Genomic DNA, 20,514 nt, shown 5'->3' with positions numbered 1-20,514 from the left:
TCCAAATAAATTAAGATAAATTTTGAATCATATTTAATAATGAATCGAGATCACTTGTTCCAAAACATTGAGAATTTTCCAGCGTTTTTTTAGCTAATCCCTGTAATACTTTGCCAGGCCCAATTTCAATCCAAAGGGCATCTGCGTATTTAGAATTTAACGTTTTTAAAGTTTGTGTCCATAACACGGGATGTGCAATTTGTTTTACAAGTATATCTTTTGAATACGAATTTGCTAAATGAATTTTAGCATCAACATTTGCTACAATTTCGGTGGTGAACTGATTAAGTTGAATATCTTGTAAATGTTCGCGCATTTCGTCAGCAGCTGGCTGCATTAATGTTGAATGAAAGGGAGCGCTAACTGGTAGGGCTTTTGCTTTCCCTAATTTTTTTTCTGAAATGATTTCACAAGCCTTTTCAACGCCTGCTTTATGCCCACTTAGTACTAACTGGCCTGGAGAATTAAAATTTACAACTTCAACTATTTGCTGTGGTTTTGAAATTTCTTTGCAAATAGCTTCCACTTCTGTTCCATTGTTACCTAAATAAGCAGCCATAGCACCAACACCAACTGGAACCGCCCGTTGCATGGCTTGCCCTCTAAAATGAACTGCTTTTAGCGCATCAGAAAATGCCAAAGCACCAATACCGACGAGTGCAGAATATTCTCCTAAACTGTGTCCAGCAACTGCTGTTGGTTTAATATCTACTCTTTCATTTATAGCTTTTAATATACTTGTACTCACTGTTAATATTGCTGGCTGTGTAAATTCTGTTAAATTTAATTTACCTTCTGAATCTTCAAAGCAAAGTTTCTCCATACTGAATCCAAGAGTATCTGAAGCCTCTTGGAATACCAACTTAACTTCTTTAAATTCTTGATAAATATCTTTAGCCATCCCTATCGTTTGGCTTCCTTGTCCGGGAAACATAAAAATTTTATCCATTATAGTTCCTTTCCTTGAAAATGCTTTAAATTTACAGCACAGGAGTTGAATAGCAAACTCTTTAACATGTCTCTACTATTAAATTTGAGACTGTCACTCCAAAAGAGCTACCTCAGAAAACATGTTTTACATTGACCATTCACATATTTGAGAGTTATACAAACTCGTTTAAGGTTGATTTTTTGTGGAAAGGTTACAACATGTTTGACTTAGTCACCCAAGGTTTTAAAGATGCAAGTCTCAAATTAAAAGGACAAGCAAGGCTCACCGACGAAAACATAGCTCCTGCTCTTGATGCAGTTAAAAGATCGCTGCTCGATGCGGACGTTGACCTCAAAGTTACAAAAGAATTTATTGAAAATATTCGCCAAAAAGCTTTAGATGATGTGGTTTCTATAAAAACAAAATCTGGCCAAAAAGTATCCGCTGGCGATCACTTTATTAAAACATGTCATGATGAATTGGTAGATTTTCTGGGTGGAAATCAAACCGATATTATTAAAAACACAAAAGGCCCGACTGTTATCCTTCTTGTAGGATTGCAAGGTGCAGGTAAAACAACACATGCGGCTAAATTAGCAAAACTATTAGCTGAAAAACAAAAAATGCGTCCTCTGCTTGTTGCTGCAGATGTTTATAGACCAGCCGCTAGAGACCAACTAAAAATTCTTGGGGAAAAAATTAATATCCCCGTTTTTACTCTAGACTCAAATGATGCTGTTGAAATCGCCCAAAAAGGGATTGAGCATGCTAGAAATGAATGGCTCGATTTAGTCATAATCGATACTGCTGGCCGTTTGGCAATTGATAATCATTTAATGAATGAACTTGAAAATATTAAATCTGCTGTTAATCCACAAAATATTCTGCTTGTGATCGATTCCATGATTGGACAAGACGCAGTTCGCACAGCTTCAGCTTTCGACTTACGCTTGCACCTTTCAGGAGTTATTTTAACTAAACTTGACGGAGATACACGTGGTGGCGCTGCACTTTCTGTTAAGAAAGTCACAGGAAAAAATATTTTATTTGTTGGTACGGGAGAAACTCTTGATAAATTAGAAGAGTTCAGACCAGAAGGAATAGCTGGACGTATCTTAGGCATGGGTGATGTGGTCGGATTAATGGATGACTTCACTAAAGTTCTGGATATGGAAAAAGCTGAAAAAAGTGCGAATCGTTTGATGGAAGGTCATTTCGATTTTAATGATTTTCTTGAAATGATTGGGACAATTGGCAAAATGGGACCCATCAAAGATGTTTTAGCAAAAACACCTATTGCTTCTCAAATTTCTGACAAAGATATGGATAAAGTGAATGATAAAGATATCATTCGTAAAGGTGCGATTGTTCAATCCATGACTGCAAAAGAAAGAGAAAATCCTGATTTATTGATCATCCAAAAATCACAATCTGCACGGAGCCGAATTGCCAGAATTGCGAAAGGTTCAGCCCACACAGAAAAAGATGTAAAAGATCTCGTCGATCAGTTCATGCAAATGCGCCAAATGATGCAAATGTTTAGTGGATTTGGTGGGATGGGCGGCGGAATGTTATCTAAAATTCCAGGCTTAGGTCAAATCAACCAAATGGCGAAAATGGCTAAGATGGCAAAAATGATGGGCGGAGCTGGCGGCGGACTAGGTGCTATGGGCGGTGGAGCCGGCGGCATGGGTGGATTAAACAGCTTATTTGGAGGAGGAATGCCTCAAACTGGAGGTGGTGGTCTCAGCTCGGCTGACCTTGCTGAATTAAACAGGATGAAAAAAAGAAAAAAAGAAGAGAAATTAAAAAAACAAAAAAAACGTTAATTATATTGTATAAAAAGATAGGAATGCAACCATGTTTGGCTTGAAAAATAAATTTTTATTAAACTCCTCAACACCTGTAGGCCCCGAAGCTTTATTTGCAAAATACATGCCTAAACCACAAGTAGAATATCCAAATGTTGGTGAAAAAAATGAGACATATTTAAAAAAAGTTTATATCCAAACATGGGGCTGCCAAATGAATGTTGCAGACTCTGAAAGAATGTTAGGATTGTTAGGAAGACTAAATTATCGTCCCACTGAAGCTGTAGAAGACGCTGATTTTGTCTTATTAAATACTTGCCATATTCGTGAAAAAGCTAGACATAAGGTCGTAAGCCGTCTTGGTGAAATAAAACCACTGAAAGAAACAAATCCAAATTTAATAATTGCAGTTTCTGGTTGCGTTGCTCAAGCTGAATCTGAAGCATTAGCAAAAGAAGTCCCGTATATTGATATGATTTTTGGTCCAGATCAAATTGAAGATCTTCCTAATCTTCTAGAAAAAGTTATTGAAAAATCAGAAAAAGAAAAAAAAGAAAAAGAAGTTTTTCATAAAACAAAAGAAAATCCTTTTATCTTAACTAAATTTGATAACAAAGAAGAAGGTTATTCCATTCCTATTGACGTTGTTCCTCCATACTACGATGAAAATAAAAATGAAGTTACTCGTTATGTAAATATTATTAAAGGTTGTAATAACTTTTGCACTTTCTGCGTCGTGCCTTATACAAGAGGCAGAGAAAAAAGTAGACCTGAAAAAGAAATAATTGATGAAGTAAATTACCTTGTTGATAAAGGTGTAAAAGAAATTATTTTATTAGGCCAAAATGTTAATTCATATGGACTCGATTTAATAGGCGCAAAAGACATTCATTCCTCAAATGGAATATTACCTTTTGCTGATCTTTTATATACAGTGAGTGCTGTGCCTGGTGTTGAACGGATTCGTTTTACGACTTCAAATCCCCATGATTTCACTCCTCAGCTTGCAAAGGCTTTTGCTGATCTACCTAAAGTAACTAATTCATTTCATTTAGCCGTTCAGTCTGGAAGTGATAGAATTTTAGATAGAATGAATCGTCAATACACACGAGCTGAATATTTTGAACGGGTAAAATGGATTAGAGATGTACGCCCTGAAATTGCATTTAGTACGGATATAATTGTTGGTTTCCCTGGTGAAACAGATCAAGATTTTGAAGATACTTTGAGCCTTGTTCAGGAAATGCAATTTGCATTTATTTTTGCTTTTAAATATTCTATTCGCAAAGGAACACCTGCTACTCGTTTTAAGGAACAAGTTCCAGAAGAAATAAAAGATAAAAGACTGCAAATTTTGTTAGATCTCCAACGAAAAGAAACAGAAAGACAAAATCAAGCAGAAATAAATCGTGTTAGAGAAGTTTTAGTTCTATATAAAAATAGAAAAGATGAGCATTCTTGGTATGGTAGAACATATGAAGGTCGGTTGGTAAAAATTCATTCTCCAAGAAATATTGTTGGAAAACTTGTTCAAGTTAAAATAACAAATGCCAATATAACTGCTCTAGAAGGTCATTTAATTTAAATATTAAATAAATTTTTATTTGTTTTATTCAGGATAAATTATGTCAAGAAAATGTTTTCAACCAAAAGAATTATTTGCTAGTCAACCTTGGGGGTTTTCTCAGGTTGTTGTTGCTGAAAAAAATAAAATTGTTCATATCTCTGGACAAGTAGCATGGAATTCTGAAGGTCAATGTTTAGCACAAACTTTAGAAGGTCAATTTAGACAAGTAATGCAAAATATTTTTCATGCATTGCATTGTGTAAACGCTTCTGCAGAAAATATTCAAATGCTTAGACTTTATATTCCAAATTTCCAACCTGGAAAAGATGCCGATTTAATAAGTAAGTTATTGATCGAAACATTCGGCTCTGAAAATCAACCTGCTTCCACGTGGCTAGGAGTACAAGCCCTAGCTCAACCAGAATACTTAATAGAAGTAGATTGTGTTGCCGCTATAAATTAAATTCTATTTAGAATGTTAATTATATTATAAAAATACGTCATTAAATAAACACTAATCTAATTTCAATATATTGACTCTTTATCGTTATATCTGCTAAATTAATAAAATAAATAATTTTATAGCACAAAAATTATTCTAGTTTAATTAGTGTGAAATATATTGAGGTATATATTATGATTTTTTATCCAGTAAAAAAAAATTTTTTTATTAATTCCAATATTTATTGTAATGAATTTTATTATAACAAAGAAGTGTTTTGCTAATGAAATTCAAGATTTTAAAATTGTTACTGAAACATTACCCTTCTTAACATTTATAGGTAAGGATGGAAAAACTGAAGGTGTTTTAGCAGATAGAATTAATAAATTAAGAAAAAACCTAAAAATCAAAGCAGAAATAGAATTGCTTCCTTGGTCAAGAGCCTACATTATTGCACAAAAAGAAAATGGAACGATGATTTATCCCATTGCCAAAACCCCTGAAAGAGAAAAATTATTTAAATTTTGTTGCATTTTGTACAAAGCAAAAACATTTTTATTTAAACTAAAAGAAAGAAGTGATATTAATATAAAGACTCTAGAAGATGCAAAAAAATATTCTATTGGAGTGATTAGAGATGATATTAAACATAAAATGTTAGAAAATCTTAAATTTACTAACTTAGAATTATCAGCCTCACAAGAAGTCAACTTCAAGAAACTGATTGGAAAAAGAGAAGACTTAATTATAGCTAATGAATTTGTTTTAAAGTCTCAACTTCAAGAATTTAATATCAATGAAAATGAATTAGAAAAGGCATATGAAGTCAAAGAAGCAGACCCTAATAGATATATCGCCTTTAATTTAAATGTAGAAGATAGTTCTATTGAAAAAATAAAAAGCGCATTGAAAAAAATATACAACCCTGATTTAGATTGAAAATAATTACTTCATTTTACCAAAATAAGATCAGAAACAGAACGCTCATGAATTTTAAAACAATCATCTTCTTTACTAGAAAAATTTCTATTTAATACTTTTCCATTAAAATAAAAAACAGAAGAGTGTCCTCCATCAAGATTTATTGCATTATAACAGCCTTTTTGTAACATAACTGTGGATAATTCAGGAATACTTAAACCCACTGATTTTCCGAGCGACTCATCATTACCAGATACGACTAGTAATAAAATATTATTATTAGTTAGTTGACATATCGCTGTTCTTGCATATGAATTTAAATAAAAATGAGTATTGGGATAATTTTCTTGAATTTTTCCATCTTGAATTAAAATTGGATTTCCACTTACAATGAAATCAATTTTTTCTAATTTATTTTCTAAATTTGAGGAAGATATTGTTTTAACTTCTAATGTCAGAGCATCACCAATTTTTAATGGAGGTAACTTAACTGCATCTGAAAGAAATACAACAAATCCATCTTTAGGAACTATAAAACCTTTTCCTTTAGATGATAACTTTTCTATTTTAATAATTTTACTTTTATCACTATACAGTAACATCCCTGATTTATAAATAGGAATAGGTTTTTTCCAAATATCTGTAAAAACAGTTATATTTGAATTTAAGGGATATCTATTAAAATTATTAAATAAAATATCATTCCCTAGTAATTTTATGTAATTTATATTTTTTATTTTATCAATATAAAATAATTCTTGCTTTTTAGACCACGCCACTACGCCATTTTCATTAGGAAATGTTCCAAACCATTTTGCATTTATTTTCAAATTTCTTGCAGGTAGTGCATTATAAGGATCATAATTATTGGGGTAACAGGTATTTAAGTTATAACTAGGTAACTGAATTCCTTTTGCTTTTTCATAAATAGAAAAAAAACCTGCATTAATTGCTATTAAAGCAGATTTTTCTTTTGCCCATTGGGAAACTCGGTAGCTAGAATCAATCGCATCATATGGTTTTACTAATTCAAGATTAAATTTTTTTTGTGGAATTTCAGCAGAAAAAATTTTAGCCGATGCTTGCCCAACAATATTTTCTTGACTTATTATAATTCCATTGTGGTTTATAGTACTAACATTTTCTAATTCTACTTTGGAATTTTTATTTACACTGTTACAAGCTTGAATTAGAACAGCAATAATTAATAAAAAATAATTTTTTTTCATCATAACCTAACTACTTGATTTTTATTCTAAACATAAATGCTGAAGATAAAAAAGTGATTAATGAAACAATAAAATAAGCTATGGAAATTTCCAAAACAGATTTTATACTAATATAACTTAATAGAATAGTTACTAATCCAGAAAAGGCATACGATATAATTCCATAATTAGCACTAACTATTCCAGCCTTGTTTTCGAAAGGAGCAAACATCCTACTAACCAAGAAAGGATATAAAAAACCTGATGAAAATGCAAATAGACAGGAAATAAGCATTAAAAGAATGATTGAAAAAGGAAACAATACAGAAAAAATTAAAACAAATATTCCAAAGAATAATAGTACTTTAGAAACAAGTTTTATTACTTTGTCTCCTTCAAAATACTTAACCGCGAAATTACTTACATATGCTCCAAGTATATAAATAATTCCAACAACAAGGGCTAGATAAGAAAAATAAATTTGAGATTTTTTAGCAATAACTTGAATAAAAAAAGGAGCCATTAGAGTAAAGACAAAAAGGCCTAAATTAGTTGCAGATACTATGAGTGTGCTACCTAAAAAATCTTTATTCCGAACAATAATAAATGAATTACTTATAATTCCATTTATAGAAAAAGGCTCAGATTTTTTTAATGTTTCTTTAATAAAAAACAGAATAAATAAACAACCAATAAAGCCATAAATAGTTAAAAACAAAAAGCAAAGACGCCAACCACCTAATTCATCTAGATAACCACCAATTACTGGAGCAATGATAGGTGCTACTCCCCAAATTAAACCAATCCAAGCACTAGCTTTCATTAAAGAAACACCAGCATATAAATCTACAGATATAGCTTTTGATAACACTGCAATTGAAGCAGAACCTAAACCTTGAAAAAAACGACTCACTATTAATATATAAATATTATCTGCTTTATAGCTAAAATAACTAGCTATTGTAAAAATCAACATACCAATTAAAAGTGTTTTTTTCCTTCCTAAATTATCAGAAATGGCTCCATACAAATATTGACCAATTCCTAAAGCTACTAAAAATAATGAAATTGTTAGCTGTACGTTACTTTCAGTTGTTTGCAAATTCTTCATTATATTAGGCAAAGAAGGAGAATAAATATCGATTGCAGCTTGTGAAATTGGGACTAAAAACAAGACAGTAGCAAAAATAAGTTTATGGGAATTTTGCATACTTTTAGTCATAAAAATCCAAGTTATAATTCTAAATTATTAATCAATCCTTAAAGAACGAGGAAATATATCTAAATCATCATCATACAATGGATTGCCTGATAAACTTAATTCAAATAAATTTCGTAAATCTTTTAAACATTTAATATTTTTAATTCTATTTTTTCGTAAATCTAATTTTGTTAAATTAATTAAAAACTGTAAGGGTTCTATGGAATGAATCTGATTTTCAGCCAATTCCAATTGGATCAAATTTTTTAAGCTATCAAATGAATCAATATTATCTAGCATGTTTTTATTAGCTGATAATTTTTTTAACTGTGCTAAATTCTTTAAACTTCCCAAGTCACTAATATCGTTTTCAGAAATATTCAGTTCTTGTAAGTTTTTTAATTCACAAATTTCATCAATTTTTCTAATTTTATTTTTCTTCAAGGATAATTTTTTTAAATTAATTAAATTTTCTAGCCCATGCAAAATAATTATTTTATTATCATCAAGAACTACTTCCTCTAAATTGATAAAACTCGGCAGAAAAGAAATATTGACTAAATTAAAACCTTTCATTGAAAGTTTTTTTAATTTTGAAAAAATATATATGTCATCTGAGTTAGACAAAGGTTGATAATCTATATTTAGCTCAACTACATTCGGTAAAAACTTAAAAAATGAACTTTCAAGTACTTGTACTTTCGCTTCTGGAAATGCACTTAAATCTAAAAATTTTATTTGCTCTAAAGTACTTGCAACAATGTTTATGTCTTTAGATCTCGCTATTCGATAAAGACTTTTTTTACTGAAATCATGTTCAGGTGATATATTTTCAAGCTTTAGATATTCAATTAAATTAGCAAATTCCATTTCAGCATCTCCATAAAATGCATCAATTAAAATATTTCTTTTTAATATTTGCATATTGACCATTTTTTTCAATTTGAGCAAGAAATTCATTAAATTTTTCTATTAGCTGTTGATCTTTTTTTCTTGCAGCCATTGCCAAATCTCCTTTCTCATTCGAGTAAAGAGTATAAAAATCTATTTTCATTTCCTTTTTTGCTTGTGCGATAAAAACATTATCTTCAACAAAAGCTGTGGTTCTTTTTTGGACTACAGCATTCACTTCATCACTTTCTGTATCAAATTGCAAATGTGTAGCCTTTTTTAAATAACCTTTTAAAAATAATGTGGCAGCACTTCCTGTATGAGTTGCAATTTTTGTGCCCAAAGAATCTAAATCACTAAACGTTTTATACTTTTCTTTATTTTCTGGGGTATTCAATAACGCTGCAGAAACAATGACTGTATAAACTGGTTTTGAAAACAATACTGCCTTTTGCCTTTCTTCCGTTATTGTTAATCCTGAAGCAATAAAGTCGCATTTACCTGTCAATAAAGATGGAATTAAACCATCTAAAGTAGTATCCATCATAACTAATTTTAGCTTATATTTTTTTGCAAACTCTTGCATGATATCAACGTCAAAACCTTTCCAATTTCCTTTATTGTCTTTTACTTCAAAAGGAATAAATCCAGCTTGTGAACACACTTTTAATACTCCCGACTTCTGAATTTTTTCAAAACTCAGATCAGCATCTTGTCCAAAAGCAACTGCAGAATATACAAAAAACACAAATAAATATAAAAACTTATACATAAAACACCCATTCTAGACAGTTTAATCATGCTTTTCTTTAACAGAAAAATCAATAATATCAAATTATTAACTTAGCGCAGAAAGCGGTTGATTCAAAAAAATTTATAAAAATGAAAAGGGAAAAAGAAATCTATTTATTGATGATGATGATGATGGTAAGAATGATGTGCGGAAGATGAAGCTTTAGGTAAGCTATTAAAATTTAAAGTAGATATTTTAAACGCCTGAAATACTTGACTAATCCTCATCTTTGCACCCTTTAAAAAAGTTTGCTTTAATTGGTAATTATGTTTAAAACATTTATTACCTACGTATGAACCTACCAAACATCATATAATTTTGGCAAGCTGTTTTTACTTAAAAGTTTAGGATTTATTATGCAAGATACTAAAATTATTCAATTTGCAAGTGATAACTATGTAGGAGCACATCCTGACATTGCAGCTATTCTAATGACTTCCTTAGAAAGTATAGAAATTCCTTATGGATCAGATACTTATTCAAAACTAGCAAAGGAAGAGTTTCAAAAACAATTTAAGCAAGATTGTGAAGTTTTTTTTGTTGGGACAGGAACTGCAGCAAATGTAGTTGCTTTGAAAAGTATTTTGCGCAGTTACGAAGGGGTAATTTGTTCAGATATTGCCCACATTAATACCGCCGAGGGTGGAGCACTTGAGAACTTTATTGGAGCTAAAATTTTTACCGCCCCATCGCATGCATCAGATGGAAAACTTACTTTAAGTAGTCTTAAGCAAGTATTCCAAAATTTCCGGAATATCCATTTTAATAAACCAAGAGCAGTTTCTATAACTCAATCAACCGAATTAGGGACTGTGTATACTTGTGAGGAAATTAAAGAAATTTGTGATTTTGCCCATGCAAACGGTTTAATTGTGCATATGGATGGCGCTCGTATAGCAAATGCAGCTGCTTACTTAAAGAAAACTTTCAAAGAAATGGTTGTTGATACAGGAGTAGATATACTATCTTTTGGCGCAACAAAAAATGGAGCCATTATGGCAGAGGCCATAGTTGTGTTTAATAAAGATCTAATCAAAGACATGCTTTATATTCAAAAACAATCTATGCAATTGTTTTCTAAAATGAGATTCATACCTGCACAGTTTATTCCTTATTTTAAAAATAATTTGTGGTTAAAAAATGCGGCTAATGCTAATGAGAAAGCTTATTATATTGCAGAAGAATTAAAATCTACGAAACTGTATAAAATTCTTAATAAAGTTGAGACTAACCAAATTTTTATTGAATTACCAATAAATCTTAAAGACGACTTAGCTAAAAATTATTTGTTTTATATTACCCAAGAAAACTTCGAAAAAAATATTTGTTCTATAAGAATCATCACTTCCTATAACACTTCAGAAGCTGATGCCCAAAAACTTATTTCAGATTTCAAACAAGCTGAATATAACTTTCTACTATCTCAATCTTTTTGACTCTTACATCTTTCAGCTAATGCTTGAAAACTTATCATAATCATCTTAAAATAAATTCAAATTTATTTCTAAGGTGAAATTTATGTTAGCAGCACCTATTTTAGAAAATGAAGACAAAAGAATAAAAGAGTTATACGATTATGGGATACTAGATACTCCTCCAGAATTTAATTTAGATGAAATTGTTTTTATAGCATCTTATATTTGTCATACACCAATCAGCTTAATTAGTATTATTGATAAAGAAAGGCAGTGGTTTAAAGCAAATCTTGGTCTAAATGCAGCAGAAACCCCTCGTGATATTTCTTTTTGTGGGCATGCCATTCAACAAGATGAAATTTTTATTGTTGAAAATACAGAACATGATGAACGATTTAAAGATAATCCTTTAGTAACTGCAGATCCTAAAATTAAATTTTATGCGGGTTCTCCATTAATCACAAGTACAGGTTACAAATTAGGAACACTTTGTGTAATAGATTATAAACCAAGTAAACTAAATAGCGATCAAGAACGTATTTTGAAAGCATTGGCAAAACTAGTCATTCAAAACTTTGAAATGAAAAAATTGTTTAAAAAAATTCAAAATGATGAAAAAAATCTGATTCAGCATGCAAAAATGCTTTCTTTAGGAGAAATGGCCTCTGGGATAGCGCATGAAATTAACAATCCGTTAATGATTATTACCGGTAAGACACATCTTATGAAAGAATATATAAAAGAAAATAAAACAATAGATGGGACTTATTTATTAAATGAAATAGAAAAAATTGAGGTTACTAAAGATCGAATTAAAGATATAATTAGCAATTTAAGACTTTTTGCCAAAAATTCTGAAAAAGAACCTCTTCAACCATATTCTATATTAGGATTGCTAAATGAAACTTTATTACTTTGCAATGAAAAAATTAAAAATAGAAGCATTGAAATTAATATAGAACACTCTGAAAATGTAAAAAATATCTATATCAATTGTAAACCTAATCACATCCGCCAAGCTTTTTTAAATTTACTTCTAAATGCCTATGATGCTCTTGAAACCGTGGAAAATAAAGTAATTAATATTTCTTTTCAAGTTTTATCAGATAGAATTAAAATAAGTTTTATTGATAATGGAGTAGGTATCTCAAAGGAGAACAGAGAAAATTTAATGAAACCTTTTTTTACAACAAAAGAAGTAGGAAAAGGCATTGGATTAGGATTGTGCTCTACCAAAGGAATTATAGAAGAACATAAAGGAATATTTTACTTGGATACAATAATTCAAAATACTTGTTTTGTTATAGAGTTACCTAGATAAAATGAAAATATTAGTTTTCAATTTTTAAATACACAGTAACTTCTTCCCTATCATGATAGAGTTGGCGCGCTTGCAAAGTATAGCGAATTCGCTCTGCGTCTAATTCACTACGAATTAAATTTAAGCAATTTGTTACTTCAATATATCTTTTTTTCATTGGTAATTTTAAATTAAAAATAAACCTTTTGCTTAATTTAAACTTAGCCCAATCAGCTATTAATTGGGCAATTTTCTTAGGTTGTTCAACCATATCACAAACTAACCAATCCACTGGTTTTTTTGATCTATATTTAAACCCATCTTCTTTCAAATGCTCAACCAAACCAGTTTTCATTAATTTATCTTGCATTGGTCCATTATCTATCGCAAAAACATAGATATTTCTGCGCACAAATTGATAAGTCCATCCCCCTGGGCTTGCTCCTAAATCTACAGCTGTCATACCTGCTTGCAATTCACTTTCCCTTTCTGCTGAATTGCAGAAAACATGCAATGCTTCTTCTAGCTTTAAAGTAGAGCGACTAGGGGCATCGATAGGAAATTTAAATCTCGGAATTCCCATAAACCATTGCGAAGCCTTTTTAGGGGCACATAAACCAATATAGCAACTTTGTCCTGTTAAAAATACTAAATGCATTCGTAAAGCGCGCTGAGATTTATCATTTATAATAAAACCATTTTTCTTTAGCTCTGAAAGCATAGGACTTGTAAATTTTTTACAAAAATTTAATAGCTCTTTTTGCGAATCTGTATCAAAAGTTTCTATAAAAAGATCATCTAAAATATGTCTTCCATTTAAAACATCGGCAAAATTTGTTAAAAATAAGTTATATATAGGTTTTGTTCTATTGGTTTCAGGTAAGTCTGCCACTAAGGGAGCAACTAAAATTATTTGTCTTGCAAAAATAAGATCTTTTAATTGCAAATCATTCCAAATATTGATTACTGCTTGAGGATCATGTCCTTGAAAAAGAACATGGGCGGTGTTTCCCTTCGCTTTGACAAAGCCTGCAACGGAACGTTCAGCTGTATAAGCCAAGATTTCCGCAGCACATTCGCTTTCAAAGCCAGATCTACAATAAAGCAATAAAGAATAAGACATGGAAGCAAACTTTCATGGATAAATTGGAATAGGGAACTGAATTTCATTAATTTCAGGTATATTAAAATCTATGATTTCAGACTTTTCACCGAGCAGGTCTTTGGATATCGCAGCTTTTCCATTTATACAAGTAAAACTTGCAGGATCTACCACACAGCTAAATAAATACATATTTTTACTATAATTATATGTAACTTTTCCTGCTAAACTCTTTACATATTTCTTGCGATTTTTCTCATTTAACACAATAGTTTCAGGATTATTCAGGTCAAACCAATAGGCAGAATTAATTTTATCCCATGTATAGCTACCAGTATCTTTTCTTTCTGTGATTAAGATAGAATCTTTCGTTGCAGAAACACCACCTAATTCATATTGTTGAACATCACCATTTTTATCTGTCCTTAATATTTCTTTAATGATTATATTATTACTAGCAACATCAATATAAACTAAATTTGTATCTAGCCCTTTATCTTCAGAATAAGGATTACAATTTAAGATAACTTTACTGGTATCAATTACTTTAACTTGACTTGCAGGATTAAAACAATTGGTTATTTCTGTTTTCTTAACTATAGTTTTCAAATCATCTGCTAATTCAAAAATATAGGGCTTATTTTTTTGATACCCAGCATAATCATAGGTTCCTAAAGTAAGAACATACACTTTATTATTTGCTGTTAATAAATGAGTTGTTTTTAATTGCTTTTCTTCAGTAGTTAATGAAACAGATCCGGTATCTAGTTTAACTTTACTTATAAAGGTATTCGATAAATCCGGTGATGAAGCTATGATTTCTGCTTCATAGCCAATCCCAAGAAGTTTATTTTTAAACATAATTAAATTGTGAATATTTATTGGAAAATTGGTATTTTCAATCCCAGAAGTTTTTTTGTTTGCTTTAAGATAAGTAATACGAGTTGGAGAAGACAAAAATCTTTCAGCAAAATAAAATCCCTCAATGCCATTAGAATCATTCATTTTTTGATATACATTTGCATCTCCACTAGGAGTTCTAGATAAAATAAGTTCTAATTTTTTAGTATCAAAATCAAATGTATATAAATTACTGAAGTTATTGTATTTATTTGCAACAAAACTTGTTTTATCATCTGTGATAACAAATTCTGGATTTACATTCTCTTTCTTGCCGCATGCAATTAAAACAGAAATGAGAGAAAAATTTATTACTTTAAAGGTTAATTTATTCATTATATTTCTCCTGAAATTGTAAGATAAAATCGTCTTCCGGGGGGAGGGTAACCAATATAACCATTTGTTTGCATTTGTTGTGAAAAACCTGTGATGTTTGATACTCTTGCATAAGTTTCATCAGCTATATTAAAAATATCGAAAGAAAAAATAAAGTTTCTTTGTTCTTTTCTATTTTTAAATTGGAAAGAAAAACCCGTATTGTAAATAGGAGGTATCTCTACTTTATTTATATTTAAGTAATCCAAATAAAACTCGCTTTGCCAATTTAAATTTACAAATGAGCCAAAATATGTAGAGTATTCATTAAACTTTGTTAAAAATATATTATCAACGCTTGTTCCAGAATTAATTGAATTTTCTGAGCTTCTTGGAACAAAATATTCGTTTTTATTTTTAGTCATTAATGATTTAACATATTGGTAAGAAAAATAGAATTTCCAATTTTTATACAAGTAAACATCTGAATTTAAATACAATCCAACACGATTTGAATCTTCTATATTTTGATACTGTGAAGTAAACTGATTAATTTCTTGCAGAAAAATTAAATTAGAATCTTTTGTATAAAAAGTTCCAATTTCAAAATAGGGAAATGTAAACCCAAATTCAATTTTTTTGCTTTGTTCCTCTTGCAAATTATTATTTGCCAAAATTCCACTTGGTGAACCATAAATTTCAGCTAAGTAAGGTCTACGCATTGCTAAGGTATAGCGCAAATAATTTATAATAAATAAATATTTTTGTTGAATTGAAAAAGAATAACCGTAAATATTTTTATCCATATTATTGCTTTTAGTATTACAAATGCTTTGTAAATTTCCTTTATTACAATCAATAGACATCTGCGACTGAGCTGCTGAAACCCAGCTATTTAAATTAAATGATAAAGAATAATCTTTAGTTACTGGAAAATAAATACTTTCAAATAGTCCTAAATGAAATTCTTGCCTTTGTGAGTTACTTTGACTATCACTAGAATTATCAAGTGCTGCAGGAACCGCGGCTGTAGTATTTTGCGTAAAATTAAGGTATTCTAAAATAATACCAGACTTTTCTTCTGAAATAATTTGAGATGGAATTGTTACCCATGATTTAACTTGCGCCGTTGTATTAAAACTTGAATTTGCTTGAGTAGTAAATCCTTCAGAAAAATTTGAAATTTCTGATTTATTTAAAATAATCCCTAATTGATTGTTCCACATTATTCCATTATCTGGATAAAATTTTTCCGCTTGAAGAGTGCTTATAAATAGTTTCTTTTTAATTCTTGCACTTGAAGAACTACTGACTGCTCCTGAAATTCCCTTTTCATAATCTGTATATAAATTAGCTGAATTTATACTTCCGAAAAAATTAGAATTTATATTTAAATGAAAATATCCTGAATATTTATGAAAATCATTATTTTGCAAATTTTCATACTGACCTTTATTTGCATTTAATATAGAATTATTATTGTTAAATACAGGATAGTCTTCTTTACTACTTGTTGCTTCTACCGCAGAAAACACAGAATAATTCTTATTCAACTGAAGAGCATGACTAATAGAGTTTTGCCAGTAATGAAATGAACCCACTCTAGAATTTAATTTGAAAAAATTTTCATCAGACGCTCTATTTTTAGCAAAGCAATTATCTTTCTGACAACTGATCACATTTATATCGCCACTAATGCCCATACTGCTTAACCAAAAGGGTGGGCTATCGGGATAAACCAGCAGGCTTGCTATTGCTGAAATAGGAATTAAAGAAACTATTTGCTCACTGGAATCAGATCCAGCCAAAGGAAGTCCATTAAAATAGTAAGTGGGCTCAAAAGCCCGAGCACCTCTGAGACGGACTCGCAAAGCACCAGCTTCACCACCAAATTGTTCTACTTGTCCTGTAGTTATTCTTTTTGCCAAATCAGAAATACTTTTTGGTTCTGGTAATGTCCCGGGTTCTGTTGTTGCAGAAATATGTTCCTGATTGATATTTCCAGAAGCAGGATCTTCTAAAATTTCTTGTGAAGTTTTAAATTTTTCTTTTGATTGCATTTTCCCTAAATCAGAACTTTCATCTTTAGGTAACACAATAATTGGAGCTGGACTTTGGGAATATGCCAAACTAGGCAACAAAAAAAGTTTTGTTGCGATAATAAACTTCATGTTTTTTTCTTTTTATAGAAGATCCCCTCGGATCTTGTTCCATAAGCGTCTACAAGGAACGCATGATGGCAGGTCTTCGGACTTAAAAGCCTTTTTTAATTCCTACTTTTTGCAGCTTCCCAGATTAACCAGTGCTATATTGCAAATTTCGTTCTTTTTTACCGCTGCGGGACAGTTTTAGATTTACACTAAATTCCCTTTTAATTTGGTTTTTTATCAAATAAAAAACGCAAAACCATCAACTTCACAAAAGTTACATAGCTTACTATTTTAGTCAATTGACGGTGAATTATTTCTAGAAGGTATATGAAAAGAAGGAAACCAAAACACTTTGCAAAAATTAATTTTTATTTGAAAAACTTTACAATTCTTCGTACTGCACCTGGAATGACAGTTGCTGATTTTTGGATATTCAATTTCAATTTTGTCTTAGATTTTAAACCTTGGTAACTTGGGATTACTTTTTCAGCATCTTCCCTAGCTTCAAAATCATATACCCCTTCAATTCTTTCCCAATTTTCAATTCCTGTTTCATTAGATTTTAAATAAACAGAGTGAATATCATAAGCATTTTGTTCTTTCATAACTACCTCATAAAAAATTCTAAATAAAAGTTCTAGAAAGTCTCGGCATTAAATTATAATTTTAACAGTTTAATTGATAGGTACAGTTTACAATATTAACCCTCAACTGTACTCCTATTTTTTTTGGAACTGTACTGGGAATTATTTTCTTATTTTGTTATAAACTGTTAGATATGAGTTTAATTCTGCAATGAATAACTATTTGTAAAGGCTTATTAGTATGGCAAAATTTAGAAAAATAACGATTGATTTTGATTCTAGTAAGTCTTACTCCCAACAAATATTTGACCATTTCAGCCATGCAATTCAAACCGGTACACTTATGTTTGGCTCTAAACTCCCTAGTATACGAGACTTATCTGCCGAATTAAAAATAAACAAAATTGGAATTATTACTGCTTACAATAAGTTATGTGATGGAGGATTTATAAAAGCCAAATTAGGAAGTGGTTTTTATGTTTCTTACAAAAAAAATAAGATTAACTTATCTAGCTCTCCAAAAAAGGAAAATCACAACCTTGTTTTAAAAAAACAGCAAATGAATTGCCCACTTCCTCACTATCTAGAGCTTCCAGAAGATTATGCAAATCTAGGCGGAAATCAAGTTTACAAAAGTTTTAGTATTATGGAAGAGTTAAGAGCTATCTCGAGAACTTGTTTTTCAGCTCAAACTTTAATTTATTCTTCTTTTAAACACAACTCCTTCCAAAACTTGAAAGAAATAATAGCTTTTGATCTTGAAAATAAAGGAATGCCAATTCAAAATACGGAGCAGATTTTGCTCGCAAGTGGGGAAAAGCATGCCATAGAAATTATTCTAAGTGGCTTTCTGTCAAGAAATGATTATCTTGTGCTTGAAACTCCAAATAGTGATTTTTTTTTCTACTCAGATCTTTTAAAAAAGTACAATGTAATTTCTGTTGAACGATCTTTTGAAAAAATATTTTTGAGTGAAGAAAAAATTTTAGAAATAAAAAATAAAAAACCCAAAGCATTTATAATCTACACTAATTGTCATTGTCCTACAGGTGGTTCTTTAACCGCAATTGAAAGACATGCGATTATTAAAATAGCAAAAGAAATAAACGCAATTATCATTGAAATTGATATTTATAGTGAACTTAATTATGATGAGTTTATAATTCCAAATTTAGCCACTATTGAAGGGTTAAATAACTCATTTTATATTTCAAGTTACTCTAAAGTGTTCGCTCCAGGTCTAAAAATTGCATATATTGTTTCAAGTATAGCAAATATAAAATATCTTAATACCCTTTATATTGCACAATGTATTTCACCTTCAATTATTGATCAACAAATAATTTACGAACTAATTATTAGAGGTATTTTAAAGAAACATATTGCAAAACTTAAAAACACCTTCCGTTCTAAAAGGGATACTTTAATCGCAATGTTAAAAAAACTTTCACCTCAAGGTTCAAAATGGAATCAACCTGATTCTGGAATGTATTTATGGTTTGAATTTCCACCTGGTGAAAATTTACAGGTAGTTGAAGAACGTGCATTAGAAAAAAAAATATCTATTGCACCTGGATACTATTTTTCAAAAGATAGTAAACATTATAATTTTATGCGTCTCAATTTCGCAAATTTAGAGCCTGTATTAATGTATAATTCTTTAGAAACTTTATTTTCAATTTGGCGCAATGCATCTTCAAGAAAATGGATAATAAAAAATGATCGAAATTCCTAATCAAAAAGCAAATATTGGATTCTATTTTCATATTCCTTTTTGCCCCCATATTTGCCCTTACTGTGATTTCACCAAAACTGCTAAGTTTTCTAAAAAAGATATTTCTTTTTATTTTGATGAATTAGAAGAGCAATTAATTTACTTTATTGAAAATCTTAAAGAGTACTATCAACAAAATGTAACTATTTACTTTGGCGGAGGTACTCCCGGTTTATTCGAAGCTTCTGCTTATAAAAGATTCTTTAATATATTAAATAACTATTTTAAAATAGAGGAAGCTACTTTAGAAACTAACCCATTAACAAATTTTAAACGCCGTTTATATGATTATAGAAAAATAGGTTTTACTAGAATTACATTGGGAGCTCAATCTCTTTGTCACTCGACTTTAAAAATTTTAGGAAGAAAACATACACCAGAAAATGTAATTGATAACCTAAATTGGGCAAATTCTGCAGGATTTAACAATATACAAGTAGATTTAATTTATGGCTTAAAAAAAGAATATCGTTCCAAAACTATAACAGAAGAAATTAATGAATTAGTTCAAAATGGCGCAACTGGCATTTCAGCTTATGCTTTAACTATCGAGCAACGAACTTTATTTGCAAAGAAAAATTATTCTGATGAAGATAATGCTGTGAATGAATATTTAGAAATATTAAAAAGTTGCTCAAAATTATCATTACAACAAGTTGAAACGAGTAATTTCTCTAGGTTTCCTACAAAGCATAATAATTTGTATTGGTACGGTAAACCCTATATAGGACTTGGAACAGGTTCACATGGACTACTCCCACAAACACCGGATAAACCTTTTGGTATGAGATACAGAATTGGTCCCAGTTCATTTCAAGAAATAGATCCAGGAAATGATAGATTAATTTTCACTGACAAAATTGAGAGAGGGAAAAATTTTTCTATTCATTACGAAAGCCCACGTACTAAAAGGGAATATATTGATGAAATGATTTTCACACTTTTGCGAACCCCGAATGGTATCCCTTTTTCTTGGTTAGAAAAGTATCTAAATAAAAATGATTTTCTTGAAAAAATTAATAAAAATTCTAAGTTTTCCAGAGCTATTGAAGAAAAGAATGTTTTAATTTCAGATAACAACATAGCGCTATCAGCAAGCGAAAAAATTCGTGGTGACTTATGGGCAAGTGATTTTATTTCCTTGATTTAATTTTTTTTTACATTAAAATATAAATTAATAATCTTTCTCTGGTCGTTTATATTTGAGGT

17 protein-coding genes and 1 riboswitch are annotated in these 20,514 nt (G+C 30.2%); of the genes, 8 read left to right on the top strand and 9 right to left on the bottom strand.

Translation table 11 applies throughout. The features are described 5' to 3' along the window. Positions 1 to 10: 10 nt before the first annotated feature. Positions 11 to 949, bottom strand: a complete 939-nt coding sequence (fabD, locus tag QEJ31_RS10525; protein WP_280589951.1) for an ACP S-malonyltransferase — start codon at positions 947 to 949, stop codon at positions 11 to 13. 200 nt (positions 950 to 1,149) lie between these two features. Between fabD and ffh the strand changes: the two genes are divergently transcribed. From ffh to QEJ31_RS10505, 4 genes are all read left to right on the top strand, one after another. Then, entirely contained in the window at positions 1,150 to 2,760 is a 1,611-nt protein-coding gene (gene ffh, locus QEJ31_RS10520; RefSeq protein ID WP_280589950.1) for a signal recognition particle protein, read from the top strand. Between the two features lie 31 nt (positions 2,761 to 2,791). After that, on the top strand, positions 2,792 to 4,327 hold the full coding sequence (miaB, locus tag QEJ31_RS10515; protein ID WP_280589949.1) for a tRNA (N6-isopentenyl adenosine(37)-C2)-methylthiotransferase MiaB: 1,536 nt from the start codon (positions 2,792 to 2,794) through the stop codon (positions 4,325 to 4,327). Positions 4,328 to 4,367: 40 nt separating this feature from the next. Next, a complete protein-coding gene (locus QEJ31_RS10510) occupies positions 4,368 to 4,772 on the top strand; it encodes a RidA family protein (RefSeq protein ID WP_280589947.1) in 405 nt (134 codons plus the stop codon). 228 nt (positions 4,773 to 5,000) lie between these two features. Beyond that, on the top strand, positions 5,001 to 5,690 hold the full coding sequence (locus tag QEJ31_RS10505) for a transporter substrate-binding domain-containing protein (protein WP_280589946.1): 690 nt from the start codon (positions 5,001 to 5,003) through the stop codon (positions 5,688 to 5,690). A gap of 11 nt (positions 5,691 to 5,701) precedes the next feature. On the opposite strand, the gene QEJ31_RS10500 is transcribed toward QEJ31_RS10505, so the two are convergent. Genes QEJ31_RS10500 through QEJ31_RS10485 form a run of 4 tightly spaced genes read right to left on the bottom strand, consistent with a single transcriptional unit; the run spans position 5,702 to position 9,744 of the window. Beyond that, on the bottom strand, positions 5,702 to 6,904 hold the full coding sequence (locus QEJ31_RS10500; protein ID WP_280589944.1) for a phosphodiester glycosidase family protein: 1,203 nt from the start codon (positions 6,902 to 6,904) through the stop codon (positions 5,702 to 5,704). Positions 6,905 to 6,911: 7 nt separating this feature from the next. Then, positions 6,912 to 8,102: a multidrug effflux MFS transporter gene (locus QEJ31_RS10495; RefSeq protein WP_280589942.1), complete on the bottom strand. Its 1,191-nt coding sequence runs from the start codon at positions 8,100 to 8,102 to the stop codon at positions 6,912 to 6,914. Positions 8,103 to 8,129: 27 nt separating this feature from the next. After that, on the bottom strand, positions 8,130 to 9,005 hold the full coding sequence (locus tag QEJ31_RS10490) for a leucine-rich repeat domain-containing protein (protein ID WP_280589940.1): 876 nt from the start codon (positions 9,003 to 9,005) through the stop codon (positions 8,130 to 8,132). Continuing rightward, on the bottom strand, positions 8,974 to 9,744 hold the full coding sequence (locus QEJ31_RS10485; protein ID WP_280589939.1) for a transporter substrate-binding domain-containing protein: 771 nt from the start codon (positions 9,742 to 9,744) through the stop codon (positions 8,974 to 8,976). Before QEJ31_RS10485 ends, QEJ31_RS10490 begins: the two co-directional genes overlap by 32 nt. Positions 9,745 to 10,121: 377 nt before the next feature. Between QEJ31_RS10485 and QEJ31_RS10480 the strand changes: the two genes are divergently transcribed. Both QEJ31_RS10480 and QEJ31_RS10475 read left to right on the top strand, forming a co-directional pair. After that, positions 10,122 to 11,201 carry an aminotransferase class V-fold PLP-dependent enzyme gene (locus QEJ31_RS10480; protein ID WP_280589937.1) on the top strand — a complete coding sequence of 360 codons (1,080 nt, stop codon included), beginning with the start codon at positions 10,122 to 10,124 and terminating at the stop codon, positions 11,199 to 11,201. Between the two features lie 82 nt (positions 11,202 to 11,283). After that, entirely contained in the window at positions 11,284 to 12,501 is a 1,218-nt protein-coding gene (locus QEJ31_RS10475) for a GAF domain-containing sensor histidine kinase (protein ID WP_280589936.1), read from the top strand. Between the two features lie 10 nt (positions 12,502 to 12,511). Here QEJ31_RS10475 and rlmM read toward each other — a convergent pair whose 3' ends face one another. The 4 genes from rlmM to QEJ31_RS10455 form a co-directional block, all read right to left on the bottom strand. Further along, positions 12,512 to 13,603: a 23S rRNA (cytidine(2498)-2'-O)-methyltransferase RlmM gene (gene rlmM, locus QEJ31_RS10470; RefSeq protein WP_280589935.1), complete on the bottom strand. Its 1,092-nt coding sequence runs from the start codon at positions 13,601 to 13,603 to the stop codon at positions 12,512 to 12,514. A 12-nt stretch (positions 13,604 to 13,615) separates the two neighbouring features. Next, the gene (locus QEJ31_RS10465) at positions 13,616 to 14,818 is read right to left on the bottom strand and encodes a hypothetical protein (RefSeq protein ID WP_280589933.1); all 1,203 of its coding nucleotides are present in this window, start codon (positions 14,816 to 14,818) and stop codon (positions 13,616 to 13,618) included. Then, on the bottom strand, positions 14,818 to 16,968 hold the full coding sequence (locus tag QEJ31_RS10460; protein WP_280589930.1) for a TonB-dependent receptor: 2,151 nt from the start codon (positions 16,966 to 16,968) through the stop codon (positions 14,818 to 14,820). Before QEJ31_RS10460 ends, QEJ31_RS10465 begins: the two co-directional genes overlap by 1 nt. Before the next feature lie 49 nt (positions 16,969 to 17,017). After that, positions 17,018 to 17,223: riboswitch (cobalamin riboswitch) on the bottom strand. A 92-nt stretch (positions 17,224 to 17,315) separates the two neighbouring features. Beyond that, positions 17,316 to 17,552 (bottom strand): hypothetical protein, encoded by a 237-nt coding sequence (locus tag QEJ31_RS10455; protein WP_280589928.1) that lies wholly within the window; start codon positions 17,550 to 17,552, stop codon positions 17,316 to 17,318. Between the two features lie 220 nt (positions 17,553 to 17,772). On the opposite strand from QEJ31_RS10455, the gene QEJ31_RS10450 reads away from it, so the two are divergent. After that, positions 17,773 to 19,266, top strand: a complete 1,494-nt coding sequence (locus QEJ31_RS10450) for a PLP-dependent aminotransferase family protein (RefSeq protein ID WP_280589927.1) — start codon at positions 17,773 to 17,775, stop codon at positions 19,264 to 19,266. Then, on the top strand, positions 19,250 to 20,455 hold the full coding sequence (locus tag QEJ31_RS10445; protein ID WP_280589926.1) for a radical SAM protein: 1,206 nt from the start codon (positions 19,250 to 19,252) through the stop codon (positions 20,453 to 20,455). The genes QEJ31_RS10450 and QEJ31_RS10445 overlap by 17 nt, the downstream gene beginning before the upstream one ends. The last annotated feature ends 59 nt before the right edge of the window (positions 20,456 to 20,514 follow it).

The sequence above is a fragment of the Pigmentibacter sp. JX0631 genome, assembly GCF_029873255.1.
GTDB lineage: Bacteria > Bdellovibrionota_B > Oligoflexia > Silvanigrellales > Silvanigrellaceae > Silvanigrella.
The sequence above is the reverse complement of the archived record's forward strand: the minus strand, read 5'-3'. Positions and strand labels throughout refer to the sequence as shown.